Here is a 24,052-nt window from a genome sequence, read left to right as displayed (position 1 = left end):
CGATCGACGTGATCGCATGGTGAGCATAGACGATCATTCTTGATTGGAGTGAGCGATATACGTCATCTTCAATCATCCGGCTCAGTGGAGATGACCTCTAGGATGAGTCGGTCCTACCCCTCGACCTCGAACGCGAGCCGCCCGATGACACCCCAGCAACGCCTCAACGCCCTGCTCGAGCTGGTGAGCGAACGAGGGAACGTGACGATCACGGAGATCGGTGAAACGCTCGGCATCTCCCCCGCCACCGCGCGCCGCGACCTCTCGATCCTCGCCGACCAGCGCCTCATCACCCGCACGCACGGCGGCGCGGCGGCCCTCGGCGCCGGCTACGAGCTGCCGCTCCAGTACAAGATCGCACGCCAGGCCGAGGCCAAGACCGCGATCGCCCGCACCGCCGCCGAACTGGTCCGGCCCGGCGAGACGGTGGGGATCAACGGCGGCACCACGACCACCGAGGTCGCGCGGGCGCTCGGCAAGAGCGAGCGGTTCATCCGCGCCGACGGCGAAACCGGCCTGACCATCGTGACCAACGCCCTGAACATCGGTTACGAGCTGTCAGTGCGCGCGCACGTGAAGATCGTGGTCACCGGCGGCGTGGCCCGGCGCCAGTCCTACGAGCTGGTCGGCTCGCTGGTGTCCAACGCGCTCGCGGCGTTCGCCCTCGACACCGTGATCCTCGGCGTCGACGGGCTGAGCGCGCAGTACGGCGCCACCACCCTGCACGAGGGAGAAGCCGAGGTCAGCCGGCATTTCAGCCAGGTCGCGCGGCGCGTGATCGTGGTCGCCGACGCCACGAAGCTGATGAAGTCCACCTTCGCGCGCATCTGCCGGCTCGCGGAGATCGACGTGCTGGTCACAGACGCCGAAGTGCCCGCTTCGTTCGCCTCCGAGCTGGCGGCCGCGTCGGTCGAGCTCGTGGTCGCGAGCTGACCCCGGGCCGACCCCGGACTGACCAAGGCCCACGTAACGGTTCGCGCACGCGTCTGAGCAGACGCATCATCGCGTGTTGTGCATTAGTGATTGGTTTGCCATCATACGGATCAATATCACGCAGAGGTGAGGTGACCAGGTGGGAAACGGCGAAGCTGTCCGCGTGGGTGTGGTGGGAGTCGGCCAGCGGGCCGTCATCGCCCGGCACATCGCGGAATCCGGGCTGGCCGCGACCGTGGTGGCCGCGGCCGACCCGACCGAGGCCGGCCGCGCCCGGGCCCGTGAGCTGTTCGGCGAGATCGACGTCGTCGAGCAGCACACGGATCTGATCGACCGCAAACTCGTCGACGCCGCGATCGTGACCGCGCCGGACTGGACTCACGCCGAGATCGCCGTCGACCTGCTGCGCGCGGGCATCGCCGTCTACCTCGAGAAGCCGCTCGCGATCACGCTCGAAGACGCCGACGCCGTGCTGGCCGCCGCGCAGGAGTCGAACACGCCGCTCTACATCGGACACAACTTCCGGCACTCGGGCGTGACCCGCGCGCTGCGCGAAGTGGTCGACCGCGGCGAGATCGGCGAGGTCAAAACCGTGTGGTGCCGCCACTTCGTGGGCAACGGCGGCGACTACTACTTCAAGGACTGGCACGCCGACCGCAGCAAGGTCAACTCCCTGCTGCTGCAGAAGGCCAGCCACGACCTCGACGTGATCCACATGCTCGCCGGCGGTTACACCCGCCGCGTCGTCGGCATGGGGCAGCTCGCGGTCTACGGCGGCATCACCGACCGCGGCGGCCACGAGAACGAGCTGATGCACGACTGGTTCTCCTTCGACAACTGGCCCCCCGCCGCGCAGACCGGCCTCAACGAGGTGGTCGACGTCGAGGACGTCTCCCTGGTGCTCATGACCCTCGACAACGGCGTGCTCGCCAGCTACGAGCAGTGTCACTTCACCCCGGACTACTGGCGCAACTACACGGTGATCGGCACCGAAGGCCGCGCCGAGAACTTCGGCGACACCGGCGGCGGTGTGGTGAAGGTCTGGAACCACCGCCGCGGCTGGTCCGCCGACGGCGACCGCGAGTACCCGATCTCGGGCGTCGAAGAAGGTCACGCCGACGCCGACCTGCTCACGATGACCGAATTCCTGCGCTACGTGATCGACGGCGAGACGCCGACGCTCTCGCCGGTCGCCGCCCGCGAGGCCGTGGCCGCCGGCGCGCTGGCCACCCGGTCGCTGCGCAACGGCTCGGTCCCGCTCGACGTGCCCGAACTGCCCGCCGCCGTGCGCGCCCACTTCCCCGCCGGCACCCGCTGACCCTGATCGTCTCCCCCGCCCGCTGAAAGGAATCCCGATGGCTTCATTCCCCCGCCGAGCCCTGGCCGCGGTGGCCGGCACGGTGGCCGCCGCCGCCACGCTCGCCGCGTGCTCGTCCACGGGTGCGTCCACTGCGTCCGATTCGGACACCCCGTACAGCCCGCCCGACGCCGGCGTCTCGGCGAACCTGACCTACGCGGTCTGGGACCAGACCCAGGTGAAGGCGATCAACGCCAACCTGGCCGAGTTCAACAAAAAATATCCGAACATCAAGGTGAACGTGGACGTCACCCCGTACGCGAACTACTTCACCAAGCTGCAGACCGAGGCCTCCAGCGACAGCCTGCCCGACCTGTTCTGGATGAACGGCCCCAACTTCCAGCTCTACGCGAGCAACGGCAAGATCGCGCCCGTCACCAGTGAGGTGAAGGCCGGCGCGATCGACCCGAAGAACTACCCGCAGTCACTGGATCAGCTGTACACATTGGACGGCGTGCAGTACGGCGTGCCGAAGGACTTCGACACCATCGGCGTGTGGATCAACAAGGCACTGTTCGCCGAGGCCGGCGTGCCGATCCCGAGCAAGGACTGGACGTGGGCCGACCTGCAGTCCACCGCCACGCAGATCTCGCAGAAGCTCTCGAGCAAGGGCGTCTACGGCATCACCGCCGGTATGGACAGCGGCCAGAGCACGTACTACAACACGATCTTCCAGGCCGGCGGCTCGGTGATCTCACCCGACGGCAAGAAGTCGGGGTACGACAGCCCGGCCACCGCGAAGGGCATCCAGTTCTGGACCGACCTCGTGAAGTCCAAGGCGATGCCCACGATCAAGCAACTCACCGACACCACGGGCGACCAGTGGTTCGTCTCCGGCAAGTCGGCGATGTACCAGGGCGGCAGCTGGGCTCGCAGTGAGGTGGCCGCCGCGCCCGTCGCCAAGGACATCGCCGTGCTCCCCGTACCGAAGGGCGACCAGCAGGCCACGGTGATCCACGGTCTGTCCAATGTGGTCGCCGCGAACAGTCCCAACAAGCAGGCCGCGCAGGCGCTGCAGGTGTTCCTCGCGAGCAAGGAAGCCCAGCAGCAGCAAGGTGACCTCGGTGCGGTGATCCCCGCCTACACCGGAACGCAGGACGCGTTCGCGAAGTCCATGCCCGGTGTCGACCTGCAGCTGTTCCTGGACGAGGTCCCCTATGCCAAGCCGCTGCCGGTGTCGAAGAACACCGCCGCGTGGAACACGCTCGAGACCAACCTGCTGCCCGACGCGTTCGACGGCACCAAACCCGTCGACGCCGCGCTGAAGGACCTGGCGTCACAGATGAACGCGGACCTGGCCAAGGAATGAGCGCCGTGTCCGCCGACGTCTCCGAGTCCGCTCCGGCGCCCGCCGCTCCCGCCACCCGGCGGAAGCGGCGCGGCGTCCGGCGCGGGGACGGCCTGTGGCCCTGGGCGTTCGTGCTGCCGTTGCTCGCCGGGGTGCTCGCCTTCTACATCTGGCCGATCCTGCAGACAGCGTTCTACTCGTTCACCACCTGGGGCGTGTTCGGCGGCTTCAAGTGGTCAGGGCTGGACAACTACAGCCGGCTGTTCACCGACCCCCAGCTGTACCGGTCGCTGCTGAACACCCTGATCTACACGGCGGTGGTGCTGCTCGGCGTGCCGATCGCGGCGTGGCTCGCGAGCCTGCTCAACACCCCGGGCCTGCGGTTCGCGCAGTTCTACCGCGTGCTGTTCTTCCTGCCGTACGTGGCGATGCCCGCCGCCGTCGCGCTGGTATGGCGCATGATCTTCAACGGCGACTACGGCATCCTCAACTGGGCGTTGTCGCGGGTCGGGATCACCGGCCCATCGTGGGTCAACACCCCCGGCTTCGCGCTAGCCGCGGTGGCCGTGGTGGGCCTGTGGTCCTCGCTGGGCTTCTCGATGATCGTGCTCGGCGCGGGCCTGAAGAACATCCCGACGGAGCTGTACGAGGCCGCCGAGCTCGACGGCGCGAGCCGCTTCCGCCAGTTCCGCTCGATCACGCTGCCGCAGCTGGCGCCCAGCGTGTTCTTCGTGATCGTGGTGACCACCATCGCGAGCTTCCAGCTCTTCGACCTGCTGTATGCGTTGCTGGGCAACCACAACGCGGTGCTGCCGAAGACGATGTCGCTCGTCTACTACTTCTACGACGCGGGTTTCGTAGAGAACGACAAGGGTTTCGCCGCGGCCATCGCGATGGTCATCTTCGTGCTCATCGGTCTCGTCACGCTCGTGCAGTTCCGCTTGCAACGGAGGTGGACCGGCAATGCCTAGAACACGGCGCCGGCGGCAGTCCCACGCGCTGATCCACCTCGTGCTCGGGGTGGGCGGGCTGATCATGGCCTTCCCGTTCCTGTGGCAGATCGTGATGTCGTTGTCCACCAACGCCGAGGTGCAGAGCGTGACGCCCACGTTCTGGCCCGCGCACCTGCAGTGGCAGAACTACGCGGCCGTGTTCCAGCGGCTGCCGTTCCTGTCGCAGCTGTGGACCTCGGTGCTCATCACGGTGATCCGCACGCTCGCCCAGATCGTGCTCTGCACGCTGGCCGGGTACGCGTTCGCCCGCATGCGCTTCCGCGGGCGGGCGGTGCTGCTCGGTCTCGTGCTGTCGATCCTGCTGGTGCCCTCGCAGGCGTACCTGATCTCGCAGTACCAGATCGTGCAGGGCCTCGGCTGGCTCAACACCCTGGCCGGCATCGTCGCGCCCGGGCTGTTCAGCGCGTACGGCACCTTCCTGATGCGCACGGCCTTCCTCAACCTCCCGGCGGAGCTGGAGGAAGCGGCGCGCATCGACGGCAGCGGGCCGTTGCGGACGTTCTGGAGCGTGCTGCTGCCGGTGGTGCGCCCGAGTATCAGCGTGCTCGCGATCTCGGCCGTGCTGTGGTCGTGGAACGAGTTGCTGTGGCCGCTCGTGGTGTCGACGCGCGCCACGCAGATGCCGCTGTCTGCCGCGCTGGCCACGCTGGCCGGCGACGTGACGGTGAACTACCCCGTGCTGATGGCCGCCAGCCTGCTGGCGATGGCGCCGATCCTGATCCTGTTCATCCTGCTGCAGCGCCGGGTGATCGACGGGCTGGCGTCGTCGGGCTTGAAGTGACCGGGCTTGAAGTGACCGGGTTTGAAGTGACCGGGCTTGAAGTAACTAGGCCAGCTGCTGCCGCACCGCCGACGCGAACCTCAACGGGGCCCCCGCGTCGGCGTTGCGGAAGCCCAGTGACGGTTCGGCCAGCTCGAGCTCCAGCACCAGCGGGTGCCCGTCTTCACCGCGCACGATGTCCACGCGGGCGTAGAGCAGTTCGGCGCGCAGGATGCCCATGAGCGAGCACGCCGCGTCCAGGGCGTCTTCCGCGACGGCACGCACACCGGACGCCGGGACGGCCGGGGCGAGCTTCTCCGTGAGGAACAGGCCGGACGGATCGGTGCCGGCGCCGAGCATCGCCGCTTTCGTGAAGGCGTGCGAATAAACGCCGCCGAAGTACACGAGCGCGATCTCGCCCTGGGTGTCCACACTGGACTGATACGGCTGGATGACGGCGGTGCGGCCGTCTGCGTGCAGCTCGCGCAGGTGCTCGGCCGCACCGGCGGCGTCGGCGCCGAAGCGGGCGGCGCCGCGCGAGCCCGCACCGACCGAGGGCTTCACCACGAACGGCACCTTCGGCCACTTCGCCTGCTCACCCGGCTCGACCAGTGTGGTCGGCACCGTGGGCACGCCGGCCTCGATCAGCTCGGCGAGGTAGGACTTGTCGGTGTTCCAGCGCACGACCGCGGCGGGGTTGGCCAGCGTCGGCACGGTCTCGCACCAGTCTAGGAACTCGGCGCGGCGCTCGGGGTAGTCCCAGGTCGCGCGCAGCACCACGAGGTCGGCGCTCGCGTAGTCGGCGCCCGGGTCGTCCCACACGGCCCAGCGCACGGCGAAGCCCAGGTCGTCGAGGGCGGCCGCGGCGCCGGTGTCGTCGCCGTCGCCTTCCGGCATCTGCGCGCAGGCGACGAAGATCGCTTCGCGGTTCACCGGCCGGCTCGCGGACCGGCCATCTTGCGGCGGTGGGCCGCGCCGATCTTGGTCGCCTTCACCGTCTCGCTGTCCCATTCGGCGGGTTCGAGGTCCTCGACCGCCTCGACGAGCGCCGTGCCCGTCTCCGGGACCGGCACGATCACGTCGCCGAGGGCCCCGTCGGCTCCCACGAGCACCACGCGAGCGCCGGCGCGGCCGATGTTCTCGACCACCGCGCGCGACGGTTTCCCGTGCCGCGCCACGAAGTCACGGGCGGCGGCCAGCTGCCGGCCGGTCGGTGCGGGGGGCGTCTGCTCGGTCTCCTCAGCCACGTCGGCGAGCTTAACCGGTCTCACCCGGTGGCGCGGAACAAGCGTGGCGTCGGCCATAGTTGGCACTTGGTGAGAGCCGAACCCGACGCGAGGAGGAAACATGCCGTCCGCTGTGCAGGTCAGGACGACCGGTGGTCCCGAGGTACTGGAGGTCACCGAGGTCGAGGTCGGCTCGCCGGGTGCCGGTGAGCTGCTGGTGGACGTGGCCGCGGCCGGTGTCAACTACATCGACACCTACCAGCGTCAGGGCATCTACCCGATCGACCTGCCGTTCGTGCTCGGCCTGGAGGGCGCGGGCACCGTGGCCGAGGTCGGCGAGGGCGTGACGGCGTTCGCCCCGGGTGACCGCGTGGCCTGGCAGGGCTCGCTGGGCAGCTACGCGGCGCGCAAGCTCGTGCCCGCGGCCGGCGCCGTGAAGGTGCCCGACGGCGTGTCCGACGAGGTCGCCGCCGCCACGATGCTGCAGGGCATCACGGCCCACTACCTCGTCCGCTCGACGTACGAGGTCAAGCCGGGCGACGACGTGCTGGTCCACGCCGCGGCCGGCGGCGTCGGCCTGCTGCTGGTGCAGCTGGCGAAGGCGCGGGGCGCGCGCGTGATCGGCACGGTGTCCACCGAGGAGAAGGCCGAGCTGGCCCGCGGGGCCGGCGCCGACCACGTGATCCGCTACGACCGGGAGGACTTCGCCAAGGTCACGCGCGAACTGACCGACGGCGAGGGCGTGCACGTGGTCTACGACGGCGTCGGCAAGGACACCGTCGACGGCAGCCTGGCCAGCCTGAGGATCCGGGGCATGCTCGCGCTGTTCGGCGCGGCCAGCGGCCCGGTGCCGCCGATCGACCCGCAGCGCCTCAACTCGGGCGGCTCGCTGTTCCTGACCCGCCCGACGTCCGGCCACTACGTCCGCACGCGCGAAGAGCTCGACTGGCGCGCGGACGAGCTGTTCGCCGCCGTGACCGACGGTTCGCTGAACATCCGCATCGGCGGGCGCTACCCGCTGGCCGACGCCCGCAAGGCCCACGAAGACCTGCAGGGCCGCCGGACGACCGGGAAGCTGATCCTCATCCCGTGACACGTCATCCGCCGGGCCAGGCTCGCGCCCGGCCCGGCGGTTCAGCGTCCCGGCAGGACAGCACCCTCAGCGGCTGTAGTCGATGTCGAAGCGAGTGGAAAAATTGCGCTCGGGGTGGGTTGATGGACGGGGTCCGCAAGGACCGCAGAACATGGAGTACTCGAACACGAACTTCAGATTCGCGGTTCCGGAATTCTTCACTTTAAATGTGCAATAACCATACAAGGTGTACTTGGTGTTGTCGGACATGTTCCCCGGCACCGTGGAGTGCCAGACGTAGTCAACCGGTACACCGCGATGTGAATCGTGATACGTCAACTGCATGTGGCCAGCCGTGCAATCCATGGGGCTAGCAGCGATCGCTTGCACGGCTGGCGAGATACGAAAAGACCACGCCATAGGCACGGAATTCATCGGGCGAGTATCAGCCAAGCCAGTGAACCGACCATTCGAGTCCGATGCGTCAAACGATCGATGATCCGTCGTGAACGTGAAGTAGAAATCAGCACTGGCAGAACCCGCAGTCAACTCGGTGAAAATAAGCAAGAACGCACCCAGAAAAACACATCTAACCGTTCGCCTTCGGTTCATTGCCACCCTCGTTCGTCGACTTTACCCAGACTGCCCGGAGATGAAACTCATCCTGTTCGGCATGCTCGACGATCAGCTCAACCTCGTCACCAGCGTAGAGATGGAGAAAACCGCCAGCGAGCACTCCCCAACTGGTCGGATCAATCGAGGAGTAATGAACCCAGATCGGATCGTCGAAACTGTCGGAATCGACGATCCCCCACCCGTTGTACTTGTCCCACTGACGAACCCGGCCGATATACTTCCGACCATCGGACCACGCCATTCGAGATTTCACCTCCCCTTAAGCAAGGTATGAGCAGCGGGTTTCAAGGTCAACATCTCCTGAAAAATACACCCGAAAGCGCAGGACTCCATCAGCCCTTGTCCAGCGGTACCTCGACGGCATCGGTCACGAAGACCAAGGTCTCCTGCGGCTTGATTCCGGGACGGCCGTCACCGTATGCGAGGTCCGGCGGGATGATGAGCAACCTTCGCCCGCCTTGCTTCACGCCTACGAGGCCCTGATCCCACCCCGGAATAACCTCGCCGGCCCCAAGGCTGAGCGAGAACGGCTTCGAATCGAACGAGCTGTCGAGCACCTGCTTGTCCGACCAGGTCACGACCGTGTAGTTCATCGACAGTTCCTGGCCGGCCTTCGCGCCGTTGCCGGTACCCGCGACCAGGTCCTTCGTGATCAGCTTCTTCGGCGGATCGCAGTCGTCCGGGATGGTGATGGTCGGCGCCTGGCCGAAGGTCCCGGTGGTCTTGATGTCGTCCGCGGTGCACTCGCGGCCCTTGGTCTGAGCGCCGGCCGCAGCGGCCGAGCTCGACGGGGCGGCCGGGGCCGACGGGGTGCCGGACGGCTGGGCCGCGGTGTCGTCGCCGCCGCACGCGGTCAGGCTGAACGCCGCGGCCACGGCCACGGCGCCCACGGAGGCGATCTTGCCGATTCTCTGCATGCCCGGCACCCTAGCGCGCTGCCAGGCACCCATCCGACCACAGCCACGGCGGGAACAGTTGCGGCATACGAGAACGGTCCCGCCGGGGACCCGTCTACTTTTGGTCGGCTGGGTGACCGAGCCCCTTCAGCGCCTCCACGGCCTCACCGGTCTCGACCACGCCGAGCCGCTGGGTCGCACGCGTGAGGGCCACGTACAGGTCGTTGAGCCCGCGCGGTGACGCCGCGACGATCTCGTCCGGCGCGACCAGCAGAACGGCGTCGAACTCGAGGCCCTTGGCGCGCTCGACCGTGAGCACGCTCACGCGTTCGTCGGCGGTCACCGCGGCTTCCACGGCGGCGAGCCGGGCCGCCGGTGTGAGCACGGCCACGGTGCCACCGTCCACTGCGGACAGCTCCTGCGCGACGAGGCCGCCCAGATCGGCGTCGAGGTCGCTCGTCGCCTTCGACCACGGCGCCACGCCCGTCTCCCGGACCGACGCCGGGGCCGCGAGGTCCACGTCGAGCACGGCGAGCACGCGCGCGGCCACGGCCATGATCTCGGCCGGCGTGCGGTAGTTCACGGTGAGCTGCTCGAGGCGCCAGCGATCCGCGACGTAGGGCGAGAGGACCTCGTCCCACGTGCGCGCTCCCCCGGGCGTGCCGGTCTGCGCGACGTCGCCCACGAGTGTCATCGAGCGGTTGGGCGAGCGGCGCATGAGCAGGCGCCAGTCCATGGCGGACAGTTCCTGGGCCTCGTCCACGATCACGTGCCCGAACGTCCACGTGCGGTCCTGCGCGGCGCGCTGGGCCGCGGTCAGCTCGCTGCGCTCCTGCTGGCGCTCGGCGAACAGCTCGGCGTCGAGCACGTCGGACACGCGCAGGATCTCCTCGTCCTGGATCTCCTCGTCCTGCTCCAGGACGTGCAGCACGCCCTCGGCGTAGGCGCGCTCGACGCGCTCGCGGCGCCGGCGCTCGGCGCGCTCCTCGCTGTCGTCCTCGCCGAGCAGCTCGGCGAGCTCGTCGAGCAGCGGCACGTCGGCGGGGGTCCACTTCGCGTCGTGGCCGCTCTCCAGGTGCCCGCGGTCCGCCTCCGACAGCAGCTTGCCGGCGGCGCGATCGAGGTGTTCGCGCTCGGCGAACAGGTCGTCGAGCAGGCCTTCCGGCGTCAGTTTCGGCCACAGCTCGTTCACGGCGGCGGCCACAGCGGGGCTGGCGGCGAGCTCCGCGCGGATGTCCTGCACGTCCTGCGCGTCGAGCAGGTCCTCCCCCAGCTTGCGGGCGGCCTGGCGGGTGAGCGCGTCGAGCACGTCGGACACGAACAGGCGCCGCGCGAGGTTGTGGGGCCGGCGCGAGCGGCGCGCGCGGGTGCGGGCCTCGACGCAGGTCTTGCGGTCGAGCTTGAGGATCTCCCGCTCGTGCTCGATCTCCACCACGGGCTCGGGCACGCGCTGGCGGTCGCGTACGGCGTTGGCGAGCACGTCGGTCATCACCAGGCGCCCCTTGACCTCCGCGGCTTCCGGCGCCTCGATGCCTTCCGCGTCGAGGCCCGGATAGAGCTGCCCGATGGTGGCCAGCAGCACGCCGGTCTCGCCCAGCGACGGGAGGACCTGGCCGATGTAGCGCAGGAACGTGCTGTTGGGCCCGATCACGAGCACGCCGCGCGTGGTGAGCTGCTGGCGGTGCGTGTACAGCAGGTACGCGGCGCGGTGCAGCGCGACGGCGGTCTTGCCCGTGCCCGGCGCGCCCTGCACCACCATCACCCCGCCGAGCGGCGCGCGGATTATCCGGTCCTGCTCCGCCTGGATCGTGGCGACGATGTCGCTCATCTCGCCCGTACGCCGCCGCTCCAGGGCGGCCAGCAGCGCGGCCTCGCCCGCCAGCCCGAGGTCCTGGCCCTGGTCCGCAGCGCTCAGGTCGAGGATCTCGTCGTCGAAGCCCGTCACCTTGCGGCTCAGCGACCGCAGGTGCCGGCGCCGGCGCACACCGTCGGGCGATGCCGCCGTGGCGAGGTAGAACGGCCGCGCGACGGGCGCCCGCCAGTCCACCAGCAGCGGCTTGTAGTCGTCGTCCTCCTCGAACAACCCGAGGCGGCCGATGTAGGTCGTTTCCTCGGCGCTCTCGGGCACGAAGTCGAGGCGGCCGAAGCACAGCCCCTGCTCCACCGACCCGAGCTGCGCGAGCCGGTCGGAGTACAGCGTGGTGGCGACGTCCCGCTCGGTGCGTGCCTGCGGGGTGCCGCCGGTCTGCCGCAGCGTGGTGTCGAGGCGCCGCTGGGCCTCGACCCGCTCGGTGTCGAGCTTCGCGTACAACGTCGTGACATACGCCTGCTCACGCGCCAGCTCGGCGGCGTGCTCGGGCGTACCGTCCTCGAGGGCGCGGTCTGCTTCCCGGTCCGGGGACACGGACAAGTGAGATCCTGCTTTCGCATCGGGGGAAGGCGGCGGAGAGCCGGAAGAACACAACGGCCAACCAGACTACGCCATTCCCGAGCGCGGCTCAGGAGGATCGGAGGTCGTGGAGAGTGCGGAACAGCTCACCTTCACGCGACTCCGGGGTGGCGAACACCGGCGAACTCAGGTTGTGGACGTCGCCCGGATCGCCGTAGTAGCAGCGGTTCAGGGTGGCGGCGCGGGCAAACCGAGCGGCCCTGCGCAGAACGCGGAGTGACCGGACCGGGCAGGCGAGACCGGGCCAATCCTGTGAGAACTCGACGAGGCCGAACTCGTACCCACAGCCGACCGCGCAGCCGGCACGGAGGCCGTGGAGGCTGGTCCACACGCCAAAACGCCGCCGGGCCGAAGCCACGGCGGCGCTGCTGGTCAAAAAATCAGAACGGCAAGCCGAGCGTCGGCAACCCGATCGCCGAGTCCACGGCCAGCGCGACGAACACGATCATCAGGTACGTGTTCGAGCGGTGGAACAGCGACATCGGCTTCGTCTCCTCGCCGCGGCGGACCGCGGCCTGGAGGCGGTGGGCGTAGAAGAGGAACCAGGCTCCGGCGAGCACGGCGAAGGTGGCGTACAGCCAGCTGGTGACCGGCAGCAGCAGGAGCGTCCAGGCGACCATCACCCACGAGTAGATGACGATCTGCTTGGCCACGTGCTGCGGCGTCGCCACGACCGGGAGCATGGGGACGCCCGCGCGCTCGTAGTCGTCGCGGTACTTCATGCCCAGCGCCCAGGTGTGCGGGGGCGTCCAGAAGAAGATGACGCCGAACATCACGAACGCGGGCCACTGCACGGTGCCGGACACGGCGGCCCAGCCGATGACCACCGGCATACAGCCTGCGGCGCCGCCCCACACCACGTTCTGCGACGTGCGCCGTTTGAGGCCCAGGGTGTAGACGAAGATGTAGAAGAGGATGGTCGCGATCGCGAGGATCGCCGACAGCAGGTTCACGGTGAAATACAGGACCGCGAACGAAGCGACGCCGAGCACGAGACCGAAGATCAGCGCGTTGCGCCGCGGCACCGAATCCTTCACCAGCGGGCGCTTCTTGGTGCGGTTCATCACCTTGTCGATGTCCGCGTCGATCACGCAGTTGAGTGCGTTGGCGCTGCCGGCGGCCATCGTGCCGCCCACGAGCGTGGCGAGCACGAGCCACGGCGAAGGGATCTCGCGGCCCGCGAGGAACATCGCCGGGATCGTGGTGACGAGGAGGAGCTCGATCACCCTCGGCTTGGCGAGCGCGGCGTAGGCGCCCACAACCTGGCGGACACTTCGCCGGGCACCACGCGGTCGTTCACCGGTCGGGTGTTCGGCGCTGGTGTTCTCACTGCGTCCGTGCGCAGCGTTCACCAACGACATTTCACTCCCTGGGTCAGTTCGGGGCCGGGCTGCGATCCGGAAGACCGCGATGGAACTGGTGAAGCTCCCGGACCAGGCCCGCGTTCGATGTTAGACGTGGCGAATCCGGTGGGTGATCGAGGGTCCTCGACACGCCGAGGTCTGTCTTCTGCGTCACGCCACCGGGTTCACGCTCGACGACAACGGCGGCGCACGGTGTGTCCGGAAGGACCGGTCGCGGTGTCCGGCGAGTCCGGTCGGTCCCCTCGATCGTCCCTTTTGCACGGTCCGTGACCAGCGGCGGACGGCGGGCGACCCGCATGGGCGGGATCACCCGGCCGGAAGGGCCGGGCGCGGCCGTCGCGGCTGCCCGGAGCACACCCCAAGCACTAGGCTGTCGCGGACGGGCCGCGTGGCACCCCGGCGCAGTGCTCCCAGCAGGAATATCGTCCCTTCGGGATCGATTGAGATTACTGGCAGTGCACACCGGCTACACCATGACGGAAAGCAAGCGACAACCTCAGGACGGGGAGTTCGAGTTCAGTGTCCGAAACCGCCTCTACCAGCGAGAACAACCCTTTGCTCCGGCGTGACGTGCCCGCCGACTGGACCGGGACCGATTCCCGCGCCGTCGACACCGTCCGGGTCCTCGCCGCGGACGCCGTCGAGAAGGTCGGCAGCGGTCACCCGGGCACCGCGATGAGCCTCGCCCCGCTCGCCTACACGTTGTTCCAGCGGACCATGCGCCACGACCCGACCGACCCGCACTGGCGCGGGCGCGACCGCTTCGTGCTCTCGGCGGGGCACTCCAGCCTCACCCTCTACATCCAGCTGTACCTCGCCGGCTACGGCCTCGAGCTCGAGGACCTCAAGCAGCTGCGCACGTGGGGTTCCCTGACCCCGGGCCACCCGGAGTTCGGCCACACCAAGGGCGTCGAGACCACCACCGGCCCGCTGGGCCAGGGCCTGGCCAACGCGGTGGGCATGGCGATGGCCGCCCGTCGCGAGCGCGGCCTGCTCGACCCCGACGCGGCGCCCGGCGAGAGCATCTTCGACCACCACATCTACGCGATCGCCTCCGACGGCGACATCGAAGAGGGCGTGACCTCCGAGGCCTCGTCGATCGCGGGCCGCCAGGAGCTGGGCAACCTCATCCTCTTCTGGGACGACAACAAGATCTCCATCGAGGACGACACGAACATCGCGCTGTCCGAGGACACCGCGAAGCGCTACGAGGCCTACGGCTGGCACGTTCAGGTCGTCGAGGGCGGCGAGAACGTCACCGCGATCGAGGAGGCCATCAAGGCCGCCAAGGCGGAGACCGAGCGCCCGTCGTTCATCGCGCTGCGGACGATCATCGGCTACCCGGCGCCCACGAAGATGAACACCGGCAAGGCGCACGGCGCCGCGCTCGGCGCCGACGAGATCAAGTCGGTCAAGGAGATCCTCGACTTCGACGTCGAGCGCACTTTCCAGGTCGACGACGAGGTCATCACCCACACCCGCAAGGCCCTCGACCGCGGCAAGCAGGAGCACGCCGCGTGGCAGGAGCGCTACGACGCGTGGGCCGCGGCGAACCCGGAGCGCAAGGCGCTGGCCGACCGGCTCGCGACCCGCACGCTGCCCGAGGGCTTCGCCGACAACCTGCCCCACTGGGACCCGGACCCCAAGGGCATCGCGACCCGCAAGGCCTCCGGTGAGGTCCTCAACGCGCTGCGCGACCCGCTGCCCGAGCTGTGGGGCGGCTCCGCCGACCTGGCGGAGAGCAACAACACCACGATGAAGGGCGCCGACTCGTTCGGCCCGGCGAAGGCCACCACGTCCGCGTGGAATGCGAACCCGTACGGCCGCACGCTGCACTTCGGCATCCGCGAGCACGCGATGGGCTCGATCCTCAACGGCATCGCCCTGCACGGCGGCACCCGCCCGTACGGCGCGACGTTCCTCATCTTCTCCGACTACATGCGCCCGCCGGTCCGGCTCGCGGCACTGATGGGCCTGCCCACGCTGTACGTGTGGACGCACGACTCCATCGGCCTCGGCGAGGACGGCCCGACGCACCAGCCGATCGAGCAGCTCTCCGCGCTGCGCGCGATCCCGGGCCTCAACGTCGTCCGCCCGGCGGACGCCAACGAGACCGCCTACGCGTGGAAGGCCGTGCTGGAAGACGTGCACCACCCGTCGGGTGTCGCGCTCACCCGCCAGAACGTGCCGGTGCTCGAGGGCACCAGCGCCGAAGGCGTGAAGCGCGGCGGCTACGTGCTCGAAGAGGCGTCCGACGGCACTCCCGAGGTCGTGCTGATGGCCACCGGTTCCGAGGTCCAGCTGGCCGTCGCGGCCCGCAAGACCCTCGAGGCCGACGGCGTGCCGACCCGCGTCGTCTCGATGCCGTGCGTCGAGTGGTTCGACGAGCAGGAGCAGTCCTACCGCGACGCGGTGCTGCCGCCGGCAGTCAAGGCGCGCGTGTCCGTCGAGGCCGGGATCGCGCAGTCGTGGCACCGCTTCATCGGTGACGCGGGGGTGAACGTTTCGATCGAACACTTCGGTGCTTCGGCCGACGCCGCCACACTGTTCCGTGAGTTCGGGTTCACCCCGGAGAAGGTCGTCGAGGCCGCCCGTCGCTCGATCGCCAACACCAAGAACTGAATTTTCTTCCTTGAAGGGGATGAAGAAGGTATGAGCACCACCGATCGGCTCGCACAGCTTTCGGAGGCGGGCGTCTCCATCTGGCTGGACGACCTCTCCCGCGAGCGCCTCAACTCGGGCAACCTCGCCGCGCTGATCCGCGACAAGCACGTCGTGGGCGTCACGACCAACCCGACGATCTTCGCCAACGCGCTGTCAAAGGGCGAAGCCTACGACGCGCAGGTCAAGGAGCTGGCCGAGCGCGGCGCGGACCTCGACGGCACCGTCCGCGAGCTGACGACCAGCGACGTGCGCAACGCCGCCGACCTGTTCCGCGACGTCTACAACGCCACCAACGGCACCGACGGCCGCGTCTCCATCGAGGTCGACCCGCGCCTGGCGCGCGACACCGACAAGACGATCGCCGAGGCCAAGGACCTGTGGAAGGCCGTGGACCGGCCGAACCTGATGGTCAAGATCCCGGCCACCGACGAGGGCCTGCCCGCCATCACCGCGGCGCTGGCCGAGGGCATCAGCATCAACGTGACGCTGATCTTCTCCGTCGAGCGCTACGCGCACGTCATCGAGGCGTTCTTCGCCGGCCTGGAGCAGGCGAAGGCCAACGGCCACGACCTCAAGGGCATCCACTCGGTCGCGTCGTTCTTCGTGTCCCGTGTGGACACCGAGGTCGACAAGCGCCTGAACAAGATCGGCACCGACGAGGCCAAGGCTCTGCTGGGCGAGGCGGCCATCGCCAACACCCGGCTCGCCTACGCCAAGTTCGAGGAGCTCTTCGCGAGCGACCGCTGGCAGGCGCTGGCCGCCGCCGGCGCCAACGCGCAGCGTCCGCTGTGGGCCTCGACCGGCGTCAAGGACCCGGCGTACTCCGACACCCGCTACGTCGACCAGCTCCTGGTCCGCGACGTCGTGAACACGATGCCGGAGAAGACCATGGACGCGGTGGCCGACCACGCCGAGCTCACCGGTGACACGGTGACCGGCCGCGGCGCCGAGGCGCAGGCGGTGTTCGACAAGCTGAGCGCGGCCGGCATCGACGTGCCGGACGTGTTCGTGACCCTCGAGACCGAGGGTGTCGAGAAGTTCGAGAAGTCCTGGCAGGAGCTGCTCGAGACGGTGACCGGCCAGCTGAACAAGGCGAAGGGCTGAAGCCAGACCATGACAGGGGACGAAACCGGCGTCGAGCTCGTCGACGCCGAACTGGCAGGCAAGGCGGCGCCGCTGGTCGAGCGCCTTGTCGCCGACCAGGCCGCGTCGAAGCTCGCCGCGCAGGACGCGACGCTGTGGGGCCCGGACGCCGAGTCCGAGGCGTCGATCCGGCTCTCGTGGACGTCGCTGCACAAGTCGTCGCGGCCGCTGATCGGTGAGATCGAGGCGCTGCGCGCGGAGCTGCAGTCCGAGGGCGTGGACCGCGTGGTGCTCGCCGGCATGGGCGGCTCGTCGCTCGCGCCGGAGGTCATCACCGCGACCGCGGGTGTCGCGCTGACGGTGCTCGACACGACCGACCCGGGCCAGGTGGCCGACGCGCTGGCGGGCGACCTCGAGCGCACGGTGATCGTGGTGTCGTCGAAGTCGGGCGGCACCGTGGAGACCGACAGCCACCGGCGCATCTTCGCGAAGGCCTTCACCGACGCGGGGATCGACGCGGCGCGGCGGATCGTGGTCGTGACCGACCCGGGCTCGCCGTTCTCGGAACTGTCCGAAAAGGAGGGTTACCGCAAGACCTTCCTGGCCGACCCGCACGTCGGCGGCCGCTACTCGGCGCTGACCGCGTTCGGCCTCGTGCCGGCCGGCCTCGCGGGCGCGGACATCGCGCGCCTGCTGGACCAGGCCGCCGCGGTGGCCGAGGTGCTGGGCTCCGACTCGCCCGACAACCCGGCGATCAAGCTCGCGGCCGCCTGGGCCGCCGCCCACGAGGGCGGTGCGGAGAAGGTCGTGCTGGCCGACACCGGCTCCGGCGTCAAGGGCTTCCCGGACTGGGCCGAGCAGCTGATCGCGGAGTCGACCGGCAAGCTGGGCACGGGCCTGCTGCCCGTGGCCGTCGAGGGTCCGCAGGCCGCCGGCTTCGCCGACGCGAAGTCCGACGCGACTCCGGTCGCCGTCGGCGCCGCGGAAGGCGCCGCGAAGATCTCGGTGACCGGCCCGCTCGGCGCGCAGTTCCTGCTTTGGGAGTTCGCGACCGCGCTCGCCGGCCGGCTGATCGGGATCAACCCGTTCGACCAGCCCGACGTCGAGGCTGCGAAGAAGGCCGCACGCGCGTTGCTGGACGAGCCGGAGAAGCTGTCCGGCAAAGAAACTCCGGCCACTGTGGACGGTTCCGTCGAGGTCTTCGGCAGTGAAGGCGTTGCCACGGAAGGAAAGCTGGTGGACGTGCTGCGCGCGTTCTTCGGCTCGGTCGCCGACGGCGGCTACTTCGCTGTGCAGGCCTACCTCGACCGGCTCGACGACGCGTCGACCTCGCTGCTGCGCGGCGAGATCGCCAAGCGCACCGGCGTGCAGACGACGTTCGGCTGGGGTCCGCGGTTCCTGCACTCCACCGGGCAGTACCACAAGGGCGGCCACCAGAACGGCAGTTTCCTCCAGATCACCGGCGCGGTCGCCGAGGACCTGGGTGTGCCGGACCGCCCCTACACCCTGGGACAGCTTCAGCACGCGCAGGCCCTCGGCGACGGTCAGGTCCTCGCCGAGCACGGCCGCCCCGTGCTGCGGCTGCACCTGACCGACCGGGCCGCCGGGCTTGCCGAGCTCGTGCGGGCCGTACAGGAGGCCGGCGAGTGACGACCTGGCAGAACCCGCTGCGGGACCCGCGCGACAAGCGCCTCCCGCGGATCGCGGGCCCGTCGAGCCTGGTGATCTTCGGGGTCACCGGCGACCTGGCCCGCAAGAAGCTCATGCCCGCCATCTACGACCTGGCCCACCGCGGCCTGCTGCCCGCCGGCTTCTCGCTGGTCGGGTTCGCGCGCCGCGACTGGGAGCACCAGGACTTCGGCGAGCTGGTGCACGACTCGGTGCGCGAGCACGCGCGGACGCCGTTCAAGGAGTCGGTCTGGAACCGCCTCGCCGAGGGCATCCGCTTCGTGCAGGGCACGTTCGACGACGACGACGCCTTCGACCGCCTCGCCCAGACCGTGAAGGACCTGGACGCCGAACGCGGCACCGGCGGCAACACGGCGTTCTACCTCTCGATCCCGCCGGGCGCGTTCCCGGTGGTGACCAAGCAGCTGGCCCGCTCGGGCCTGGCCGACACCGACGCCACGACCTGGCGCCGCGTGGTCATCGAGAAGCCGTTCGGCCACGACCTCAAGAGCGCCAAGGAGCTCAACGGGATCGTGAACGACGTCTTCCCCGAGGAGTCGGTGTTCCGCATCGACCACTACCTCGGCAAGGAGACGGTGCAGAACCTGCTGGCGCTGCGGTTCGCCAACCAGATGTTCGAACCGATCTGGAACGCGAACTACATCGACCACGTGCAGATCACCATGGCCGAGGACATCGGCCTCGGTGGCCGCGCGGGGTACTACGACGGCATCGGCGCCGCGCGCGACGTCATCCAGAACCACCTGTTGCAACTGCTCGCACTGACCGCGATGGACGAGCCGCTGTCGTTCGAGCCGAAGGCGCTGCGCTCGGAGAAGGCGAAGGTGCTGGCGGCGACCATGCCGATCCGGCCCTTCGACGAGACCACCGCGCGCGGGCAGTACGCCGGCGGCTGGCAGGGCGGCATGAAGGTGCCGGGCCTGCTGCAGGAAGCGGGCTTCGCGAAGGACTCCAAGACCGAGACCTACGCCGCGGTGACGCTGGAGGTGCAGAACCGCCGCTGGGCGGGTGTGCCGTTCTACCTGCGCACCGGCAAGCGGCTGGGCCGGCGCGTCACGGAGATCGCCGTGGTGTTCAAGCGCGCACCGCACCTGCCGTTCGACTCCACCTCCACCGAGGAGCTGGGCCAGAACGCGCTGGTCATCCGCGTGCAGCCCGACGAGGGCATCACGCTGCGGTTCGGCTCGAAGGTGCCGGGGACCACGATGGAGGTCCGCGACGTCACCATGGACTTCGGCTACGGCCACGCCTTCACCGAGTCCTCCCCCGAGGCGTACGAGCGGCTGATCCTCGACGTGCTGCTGGGCGAGCCGTCGCTGTTCCCGGTGAACGAGGAGGTCGAGCTCTCCTGGGAGATCCTCGACCCGATCCTGCAGCACTGGGCCAAGGAAGGCGCGCCGGAGCAGTACGCGCCGGGCACGTGGGGTCCGCAGAGCGCCGACGAGATGTTGGAGCGTACGGGCCGGAACTGGAGGCGTCCGTGATCCATAATCGCGAAGCTGATCGCGGACGCCGACTGGGTGCGGGTATCCCGCAAAAGCACTGGAGGCGTCCGTGATCATCGACCTGCCATCCACCACGACTTCGCAGCTGAACAAGAAGCTGGTGGAGATCCGCGACCAGGGCGGTCAGGTCGCGCTGGGCCGGGTGCTGACCCTGGTCATCGTGGCGGACGACGACGCCAAGCTCGAGGAGGCCATCGAGGCCGCGAACCACGCCAGCCGGGAGCACCCGTCGCGCGTGATCGTGGTCGCGAAGGGCGCGCGCACGGCGGCTCCGCGCATCGACGGCCAGATCCGCGTGGGCGGCGACGCCGGCGCGAGCGAGGTCATCGTGTTGCGCCTCTACGGGCCGCTGGCCGCACAGGGCCAGAGCGCGGTCGTGCCGCTGCTGCTGCCCGACGCGCCGATCGTCACGTGGTGGCCGGGCGCGGGCCCGAAGGCCCCGGCGGAGGACCCGCTGGGCCAGATCGCGCAGCGGCGCATCACCGACTCGGCCGCGGAAAAGAGCCCCATAAGGGCTCTGACCACGCGGGCGAAGGCCTACGTGGAGGGCGACACCGACCTGGCGTGGACGCGGCTGACGCACTGGCGTGCGCAGCTCGTGTCGGCGCTGGACCTGCCGCCGTACGAGGAGATCACGGCCGCGACCGTCACCGGTGAGGCCGACTCGCCGTCCACGGAGCTGCTGGCGGGCTGGCTCGCCGAGTACCTCAAGGTGCCGGTAAAGCGGATCAAGAGCTCCAGCGCGCAGGGCATCATCTCCGTCGAGCTCGAACGACGTTCGGGTGCAGTGGAACTGACCCGGCCCGACGGCCGTGTCGGCACGCTGACGCAGCCGGGCCAGCCGACGCGGCGCATCGCGCTGCAGCGGCGGAGCAACCCGGAGTGCCTGGTGGAGGAGCTGCGCCGGCTCGACCCGGACGAGGTCTTCGAGGCGGCGATGCACGGGCTGCCCAAGATCACCGCGCCGACGACCGCGGCGAAGGCTTCGTCTGCGGCTGCTTCTGCTGCTGCTGCTGCGAAGCCGAAGGCCTCGGCGGCCAAGGCTCCGGCGAAGAAGGCCGGCAAGGCCAAGGCGGAAAAGAGCGGTTCGTGAGCCGCACGGAGGTCGTCGTCTACGAGAACGCCGGCCTCCTGGCGGCCGCCGCGGCGGCGCGGCTGGTCACCCGGATCGTCGACGTGCAGGCGGCCAAGGGCTCGGCTTCGGTCGTGCTCACCGGCGGCGGCACGGGCATCGCGGTGCTGGAGGAGCTCAACTCCTCCAGCGCGCGCGACGCGATCGACTGGTCGCGCTTGGACGTCTACTGGGGCGACGAGCGGTTCGTCCCGGCCGACTCCGACGAACGCAACGAGAAGGGCGCGCGCGAGGCCCTGCTGGACCACGTGCCGCTCGACCCGAAGCGCGTGCACGTGATGGCGCCGTCGGACGGCGAGTTCGGTGACGACGTGGACGCCGCGGCCGCGGCGTACGCGGAGGTGCTGGCTTCGCAGGCGGGTCCGGACGAGGGAGGCGTGCCCGCGTTCGACATCTGCCTGCTCGGCCTCGGCGGGGAGGGGCACACCGCTTCGGTGTTCCCGGACTCCCCCGCCGTCCACGAGACGCGGCTTTCGGTGGTGGCGGTGCGCGACTGCCCCAAGCCGCCGTCGACCCGCGTCTCGCTCACGCTCACGGCCATCCGCCGCGCGCGTGAGGTGTGGCTGATGACCGCTGGTGAAGCGAAGGCCGAGGCCGTGTCGCTGGCTCTCGCGGGTGCGCCGGAGGTGCAGGTGCCCGTGTCGGGTGCCCGCGGCTACCGGCGGACGCTGTGGCTCCTGGACCGCACGGCGGCCGGGAAGCTGACGAAGGTGTACGAGCCGCCGACCGCGTGACGCTCGTCGGTTCTCGAAGGCCGCCCCGGGTTCGCCCGGGGCGGCCTTTTCTGTCTCCGCGCAGCCGGTTCGCGGCCCTGACCGTGGGTTTCCGGGCCCGCTCGACCGGCTGACGCCCGCCACCCGTAAGCGTGAAGATCATTCATGTGCGAACGGAGCAGTGACCACTACTCCATCAAGCGGCTCACCAGTATGTGGGATCACCCGTAAGGTGAACGTAGGGTGTTGTGATCGACACCAGGTGACGTCAGACGTCTTCGCCTCACCTGGTTGCTGTAGTGATGGAGATCAGACGACCAAAGTTGTGGGTCCGGGTGAAACTTACCGTCGTCACACGTCTTCTCGTTAGCATCCGCACATTTGTTGCCCGCCGCGCGTCCCGATCGGGTGTCCGGCGCATCTCATCATCAAGTCCACAAGACGAATGGGGTCGCCACATGAGCACTGAGGGACTCTCGATTCCAGGAATCTCGATGGGCAGCCCCGGCGCGGGGGCCGCCGATCGGGTCCGGCGGTTCAGCCTGCGCGGTGCGTTCGCTTCGCTGCGCCGGCCGATCGCGACGACGGTCGGAGTTGAGGCCGTCGCCGTGCTGCTGGCCGTGCTCGACGTGTGGCTGGTGATCCCGCCGAAGGCGCCGCCGTACTCGATCTACCTGTCGGCGGCCGCGTGTCTCGCGGTGGTGCTGCGGCGGAAGCTCCCGTTCCTCGCGGTGGTGCTCGCGGTGCCGGGCTTCCTCGCCGGGTGGGCGCAGCTGGCGTCGATGATCACGCTGGGCACGCTCGCGACCAAGCGCCAGATCCACTGGCAGACGTGGGTGGGCGCCGGGCTGGTGTTCACCTGCCGGTTCGTGCAGTGGCCACTGGACGACTTCGCGCAGCTCAGCTGGCGCGAGCACGTGCTCGACGGCATCTACGGCGTGCTCGTGGCGGGCATGCCCATCGCGATCGGCCTGCTGATCGGCGCCCGCGCGGAGATCTCCGCGAAGCTCGCCGAGCTGGCCAAGAGCCGCGACCGCGAACGCCGCTTCCACGCCGACGCCGTGCGCGCCGAGGAGCGCGCCCGCCTGGCCCGCGAGATGCACGACGTGGTCTCCCACCAGATCACCCTCATCGCCATGCAGGCCGGCGCACTGCAGGCCCAGGCCACCGACGGCCCCGCGCTGCAGACCGCGCAGGTAATCCGCCAGCTCTCCACCCGCACGCTGGAGGAACTGCGTTCGCTCGTGAGCGTGCTGCGCTCCGGCGCCGAGGACGACGGCCCGCGCCCCGGCATCGGCGAGCTGGACCACCTGATCCGCACCGCCGACGTCCCGGTCCACCTGACCGTCGAGCGCCTGCCGGACACCGTGCCGAGCCAGGTGTCGGCCGCCGCGTACCGCACCGTGCAGGAGTGCCTCACCAACGTCCACAAGCACGCCCCCGGCGCCACCGCCACCATCCGCATCCAGGGCGGCAGCGGCGCCCTGAACATCGAGGTCCGCAACGAACGCGCCGAACGCGCCGGCGAACACCTCCCCTCGGGCGGCCACGGCCTCACCGGCCTCGCCGAACGCGCCCGCCTCCTGGGCGGCAGCTTCGAAACCTCGGACACCGAAGACGGCGGTTTCCGCGTGCGGGCCAGGTACCCCCTGGACCGCTGACCCTCTGACCTTCCCCGGTCCCCCGCAGGTCGAAGGGGTGGCCCCAGTGCGCGCCGCGATCCGGCTGCGCCTGGGTGCCACCCCTTCGCCGCGTTCGGGGCTTCTCGGGTTCGGGCTCGGGTTCGTCGGGTTCGGGTTCGTCAGGTTCGGAGCTCGCGCTGACCGGCCCCCGCATGTCCCAGAAGCCTCTGGCGGAGTCTTTGCACTGCGCCGACTCCGATTTGCCGGGTGGGCGTTTGGTGCTGTTCGCCAGACACCCCGCCTCGCCAGACACCCCGCCTCGCCAGACACCCCGCCTCGCCAGACACCCCGCCTCGCCAGACACCCCGCCCTCCCTGGGGGGCCGTGCCCAGTTCCATTCTATCGGCCGCCCCCGACAGAACCTGCTCGAAAGCCGGTCGAGGGCCGAGTTGTCCACACCCGGGGTCTGGTGTGGACAACTCGCGCTCGCGGCCTCAAAGGGCTTGCCGGAGAAGGGGTTTCAACCCTGGCCCGCGCTCCGGCGACCGCGCCGGGCGGAACCGAGCCACGAGCGACCGCACCGGGAGCAGTCGCACCACCAAGACCAACACCGCAACCAGCATCTGCGCCAGCACCGGAAGCAGCCTCGC

Annotated in this window: 20 protein-coding genes; 13 read left to right on the top strand and 7 right to left on the bottom strand. The window is 69.5% G+C overall.

The genetic code is table 11. The features are described from left to right. Window positions 1–144 precede the first annotated feature (144 nt). From AB0M56_RS17600 to AB0M56_RS17580, 5 genes are all read left to right on the top strand, one after another. Entirely contained in the window at window positions 145–933 is a 789-nt protein-coding gene (locus AB0M56_RS17600) for a DeoR/GlpR family DNA-binding transcription regulator (RefSeq protein ID WP_364176830.1), read from the top strand. Window positions 934–1,072: 139 nt separating this feature from the next. Further along, entirely contained in the window at window positions 1,073–2,251 is a 1,179-nt protein-coding gene (locus AB0M56_RS17595) for a Gfo/Idh/MocA family oxidoreductase (RefSeq protein ID WP_364176828.1), read from the top strand. 37 nt (window positions 2,252–2,288) lie between these two features. Continuing rightward, window positions 2,289–3,599 (top strand): sugar ABC transporter substrate-binding protein, encoded by a 1,311-nt coding sequence (locus AB0M56_RS17590; RefSeq protein WP_364176825.1) that lies wholly within the window; start codon window positions 2,289–2,291, stop codon window positions 3,597–3,599. A gap of 5 nt (window positions 3,600–3,604) precedes the next feature. Beyond that, window positions 3,605–4,549 (top strand): sugar ABC transporter permease, encoded by a 945-nt coding sequence (locus AB0M56_RS17585; RefSeq protein WP_364176823.1) that lies wholly within the window; start codon window positions 3,605–3,607, stop codon window positions 4,547–4,549. Then, window positions 4,542–5,372: a carbohydrate ABC transporter permease gene (locus AB0M56_RS17580; RefSeq protein WP_220238713.1), complete on the top strand. Its 831-nt coding sequence runs from the start codon at window positions 4,542–4,544 to the stop codon at window positions 5,370–5,372. Before AB0M56_RS17585 ends, AB0M56_RS17580 begins: the two co-directional genes overlap by 8 nt. Before the next feature lie 45 nt (window positions 5,373–5,417). Here the strand turns inward: AB0M56_RS17580 and AB0M56_RS17575 are convergent, their stop codons facing one another. Both AB0M56_RS17575 and AB0M56_RS17570 read right to left on the bottom strand, forming a co-directional pair. Beyond that, on the bottom strand, window positions 5,418–6,284 hold the full coding sequence (locus AB0M56_RS17575; RefSeq protein WP_364176820.1) for a hypothetical protein: 867 nt from the start codon (window positions 6,282–6,284) through the stop codon (window positions 5,418–5,420). Further along, a complete protein-coding gene (locus AB0M56_RS17570) occupies window positions 6,281–6,598 on the bottom strand; it encodes a hypothetical protein (protein ID WP_364176818.1) in 318 nt (105 codons plus the stop codon). The genes AB0M56_RS17575 and AB0M56_RS17570 overlap by 4 nt, the downstream gene beginning before the upstream one ends. Window positions 6,599–6,698: 100 nt before the next feature. Here AB0M56_RS17570 and AB0M56_RS17565 point away from each other — a divergent pair, with 100 nt between their 5' ends. Beyond that, complete coding sequence (locus AB0M56_RS17565) at window positions 6,699–7,670, top strand: quinone oxidoreductase (RefSeq protein WP_364176816.1); 972 nt, start codon at window positions 6,699–6,701, stop codon at window positions 7,668–7,670. A 66-nt stretch (window positions 7,671–7,736) separates the two neighbouring features. Here AB0M56_RS17565 and AB0M56_RS17560 read toward each other — a convergent pair whose 3' ends face one another. From AB0M56_RS17560 to AB0M56_RS17540, 5 genes are all read right to left on the bottom strand, one after another. Then, on the bottom strand, window positions 7,737–8,216 hold the full coding sequence (locus tag AB0M56_RS17560; RefSeq protein WP_364176813.1) for a hypothetical protein: 480 nt from the start codon (window positions 8,214–8,216) through the stop codon (window positions 7,737–7,739). Between the two features lie 22 nt (window positions 8,217–8,238). Continuing rightward, a complete protein-coding gene (locus tag AB0M56_RS17555; RefSeq protein ID WP_364176810.1) occupies window positions 8,239–8,526 on the bottom strand; it encodes a cold shock domain-containing protein in 288 nt (95 codons plus the stop codon). 91 nt (window positions 8,527–8,617) lie between these two features. Further along, window positions 8,618–9,202: an FKBP-type peptidyl-prolyl cis-trans isomerase gene (locus AB0M56_RS17550; protein WP_364176807.1), complete on the bottom strand. Its 585-nt coding sequence runs from the start codon at window positions 9,200–9,202 to the stop codon at window positions 8,618–8,620. 94 nt (window positions 9,203–9,296) lie between these two features. Further along, window positions 9,297–11,591 carry an ATP-binding domain-containing protein gene (locus AB0M56_RS17545; RefSeq protein WP_364176804.1) on the bottom strand — a complete coding sequence of 765 codons (2,295 nt, stop codon included), beginning with the start codon at window positions 11,589–11,591 and terminating at the stop codon, window positions 9,297–9,299. 419 nt (window positions 11,592–12,010) lie between these two features. Next, complete coding sequence (locus AB0M56_RS17540; protein ID WP_364176801.1) at window positions 12,011–12,991, bottom strand: heme o synthase; 981 nt, start codon at window positions 12,989–12,991, stop codon at window positions 12,011–12,013. A 522-nt stretch (window positions 12,992–13,513) separates the two neighbouring features. On the opposite strand from AB0M56_RS17540, the gene tkt reads away from it, so the two are divergent. From tkt to AB0M56_RS17505, 7 genes are all read left to right on the top strand, one after another. Next, window positions 13,514–15,616 (top strand): transketolase, encoded by a 2,103-nt coding sequence (gene tkt / locus AB0M56_RS17535; protein ID WP_364176799.1) that lies wholly within the window; start codon window positions 13,514–13,516, stop codon window positions 15,614–15,616. A 30-nt stretch (window positions 15,617–15,646) separates the two neighbouring features. Continuing rightward, window positions 15,647–16,762, top strand: a complete 1,116-nt coding sequence (gene tal / locus AB0M56_RS17530) for a transaldolase (RefSeq protein WP_364176796.1) — start codon at window positions 15,647–15,649, stop codon at window positions 16,760–16,762. A gap of 9 nt (window positions 16,763–16,771) precedes the next feature. After that, entirely contained in the window at window positions 16,772–18,391 is a 1,620-nt protein-coding gene (locus tag AB0M56_RS17525) for a glucose-6-phosphate isomerase (RefSeq protein WP_364176793.1), read from the top strand. After that, complete coding sequence (gene zwf, locus AB0M56_RS17520; RefSeq protein WP_364176790.1) at window positions 18,388–19,914, top strand: glucose-6-phosphate dehydrogenase; 1,527 nt, start codon at window positions 18,388–18,390, stop codon at window positions 19,912–19,914. Before AB0M56_RS17525 ends, zwf begins: the two co-directional genes overlap by 4 nt. A 70-nt stretch (window positions 19,915–19,984) precedes the next feature. Continuing rightward, complete coding sequence (opcA, locus tag AB0M56_RS17515; RefSeq protein ID WP_364176787.1) at window positions 19,985–21,028, top strand: glucose-6-phosphate dehydrogenase assembly protein OpcA; 1,044 nt, start codon at window positions 19,985–19,987, stop codon at window positions 21,026–21,028. Beyond that, window positions 21,025–21,801, top strand: coding sequence for a 6-phosphogluconolactonase (pgl, locus tag AB0M56_RS17510; RefSeq protein ID WP_364176784.1), 777 nt, complete (start codon window positions 21,025–21,027; stop codon window positions 21,799–21,801). Before opcA ends, pgl begins: the two co-directional genes overlap by 4 nt. 437 nt (window positions 21,802–22,238) lie before the next feature. Next, window positions 22,239–23,441: a histidine kinase gene (locus AB0M56_RS17505; protein ID WP_364176782.1), complete on the top strand. Its 1,203-nt coding sequence runs from the start codon at window positions 22,239–22,241 to the stop codon at window positions 23,439–23,441. Window positions 23,442–24,052 lie beyond the last annotated feature (611 nt).

The sequence above is a fragment of the Amycolatopsis sp. NPDC051372 genome (assembly GCF_040682095.1).
Lineage (GTDB): Bacteria > Actinomycetota > Actinomycetes > Mycobacteriales > Pseudonocardiaceae > Amycolatopsis.
This window is presented reverse-complemented; position numbering and strand designations above follow the sequence as displayed.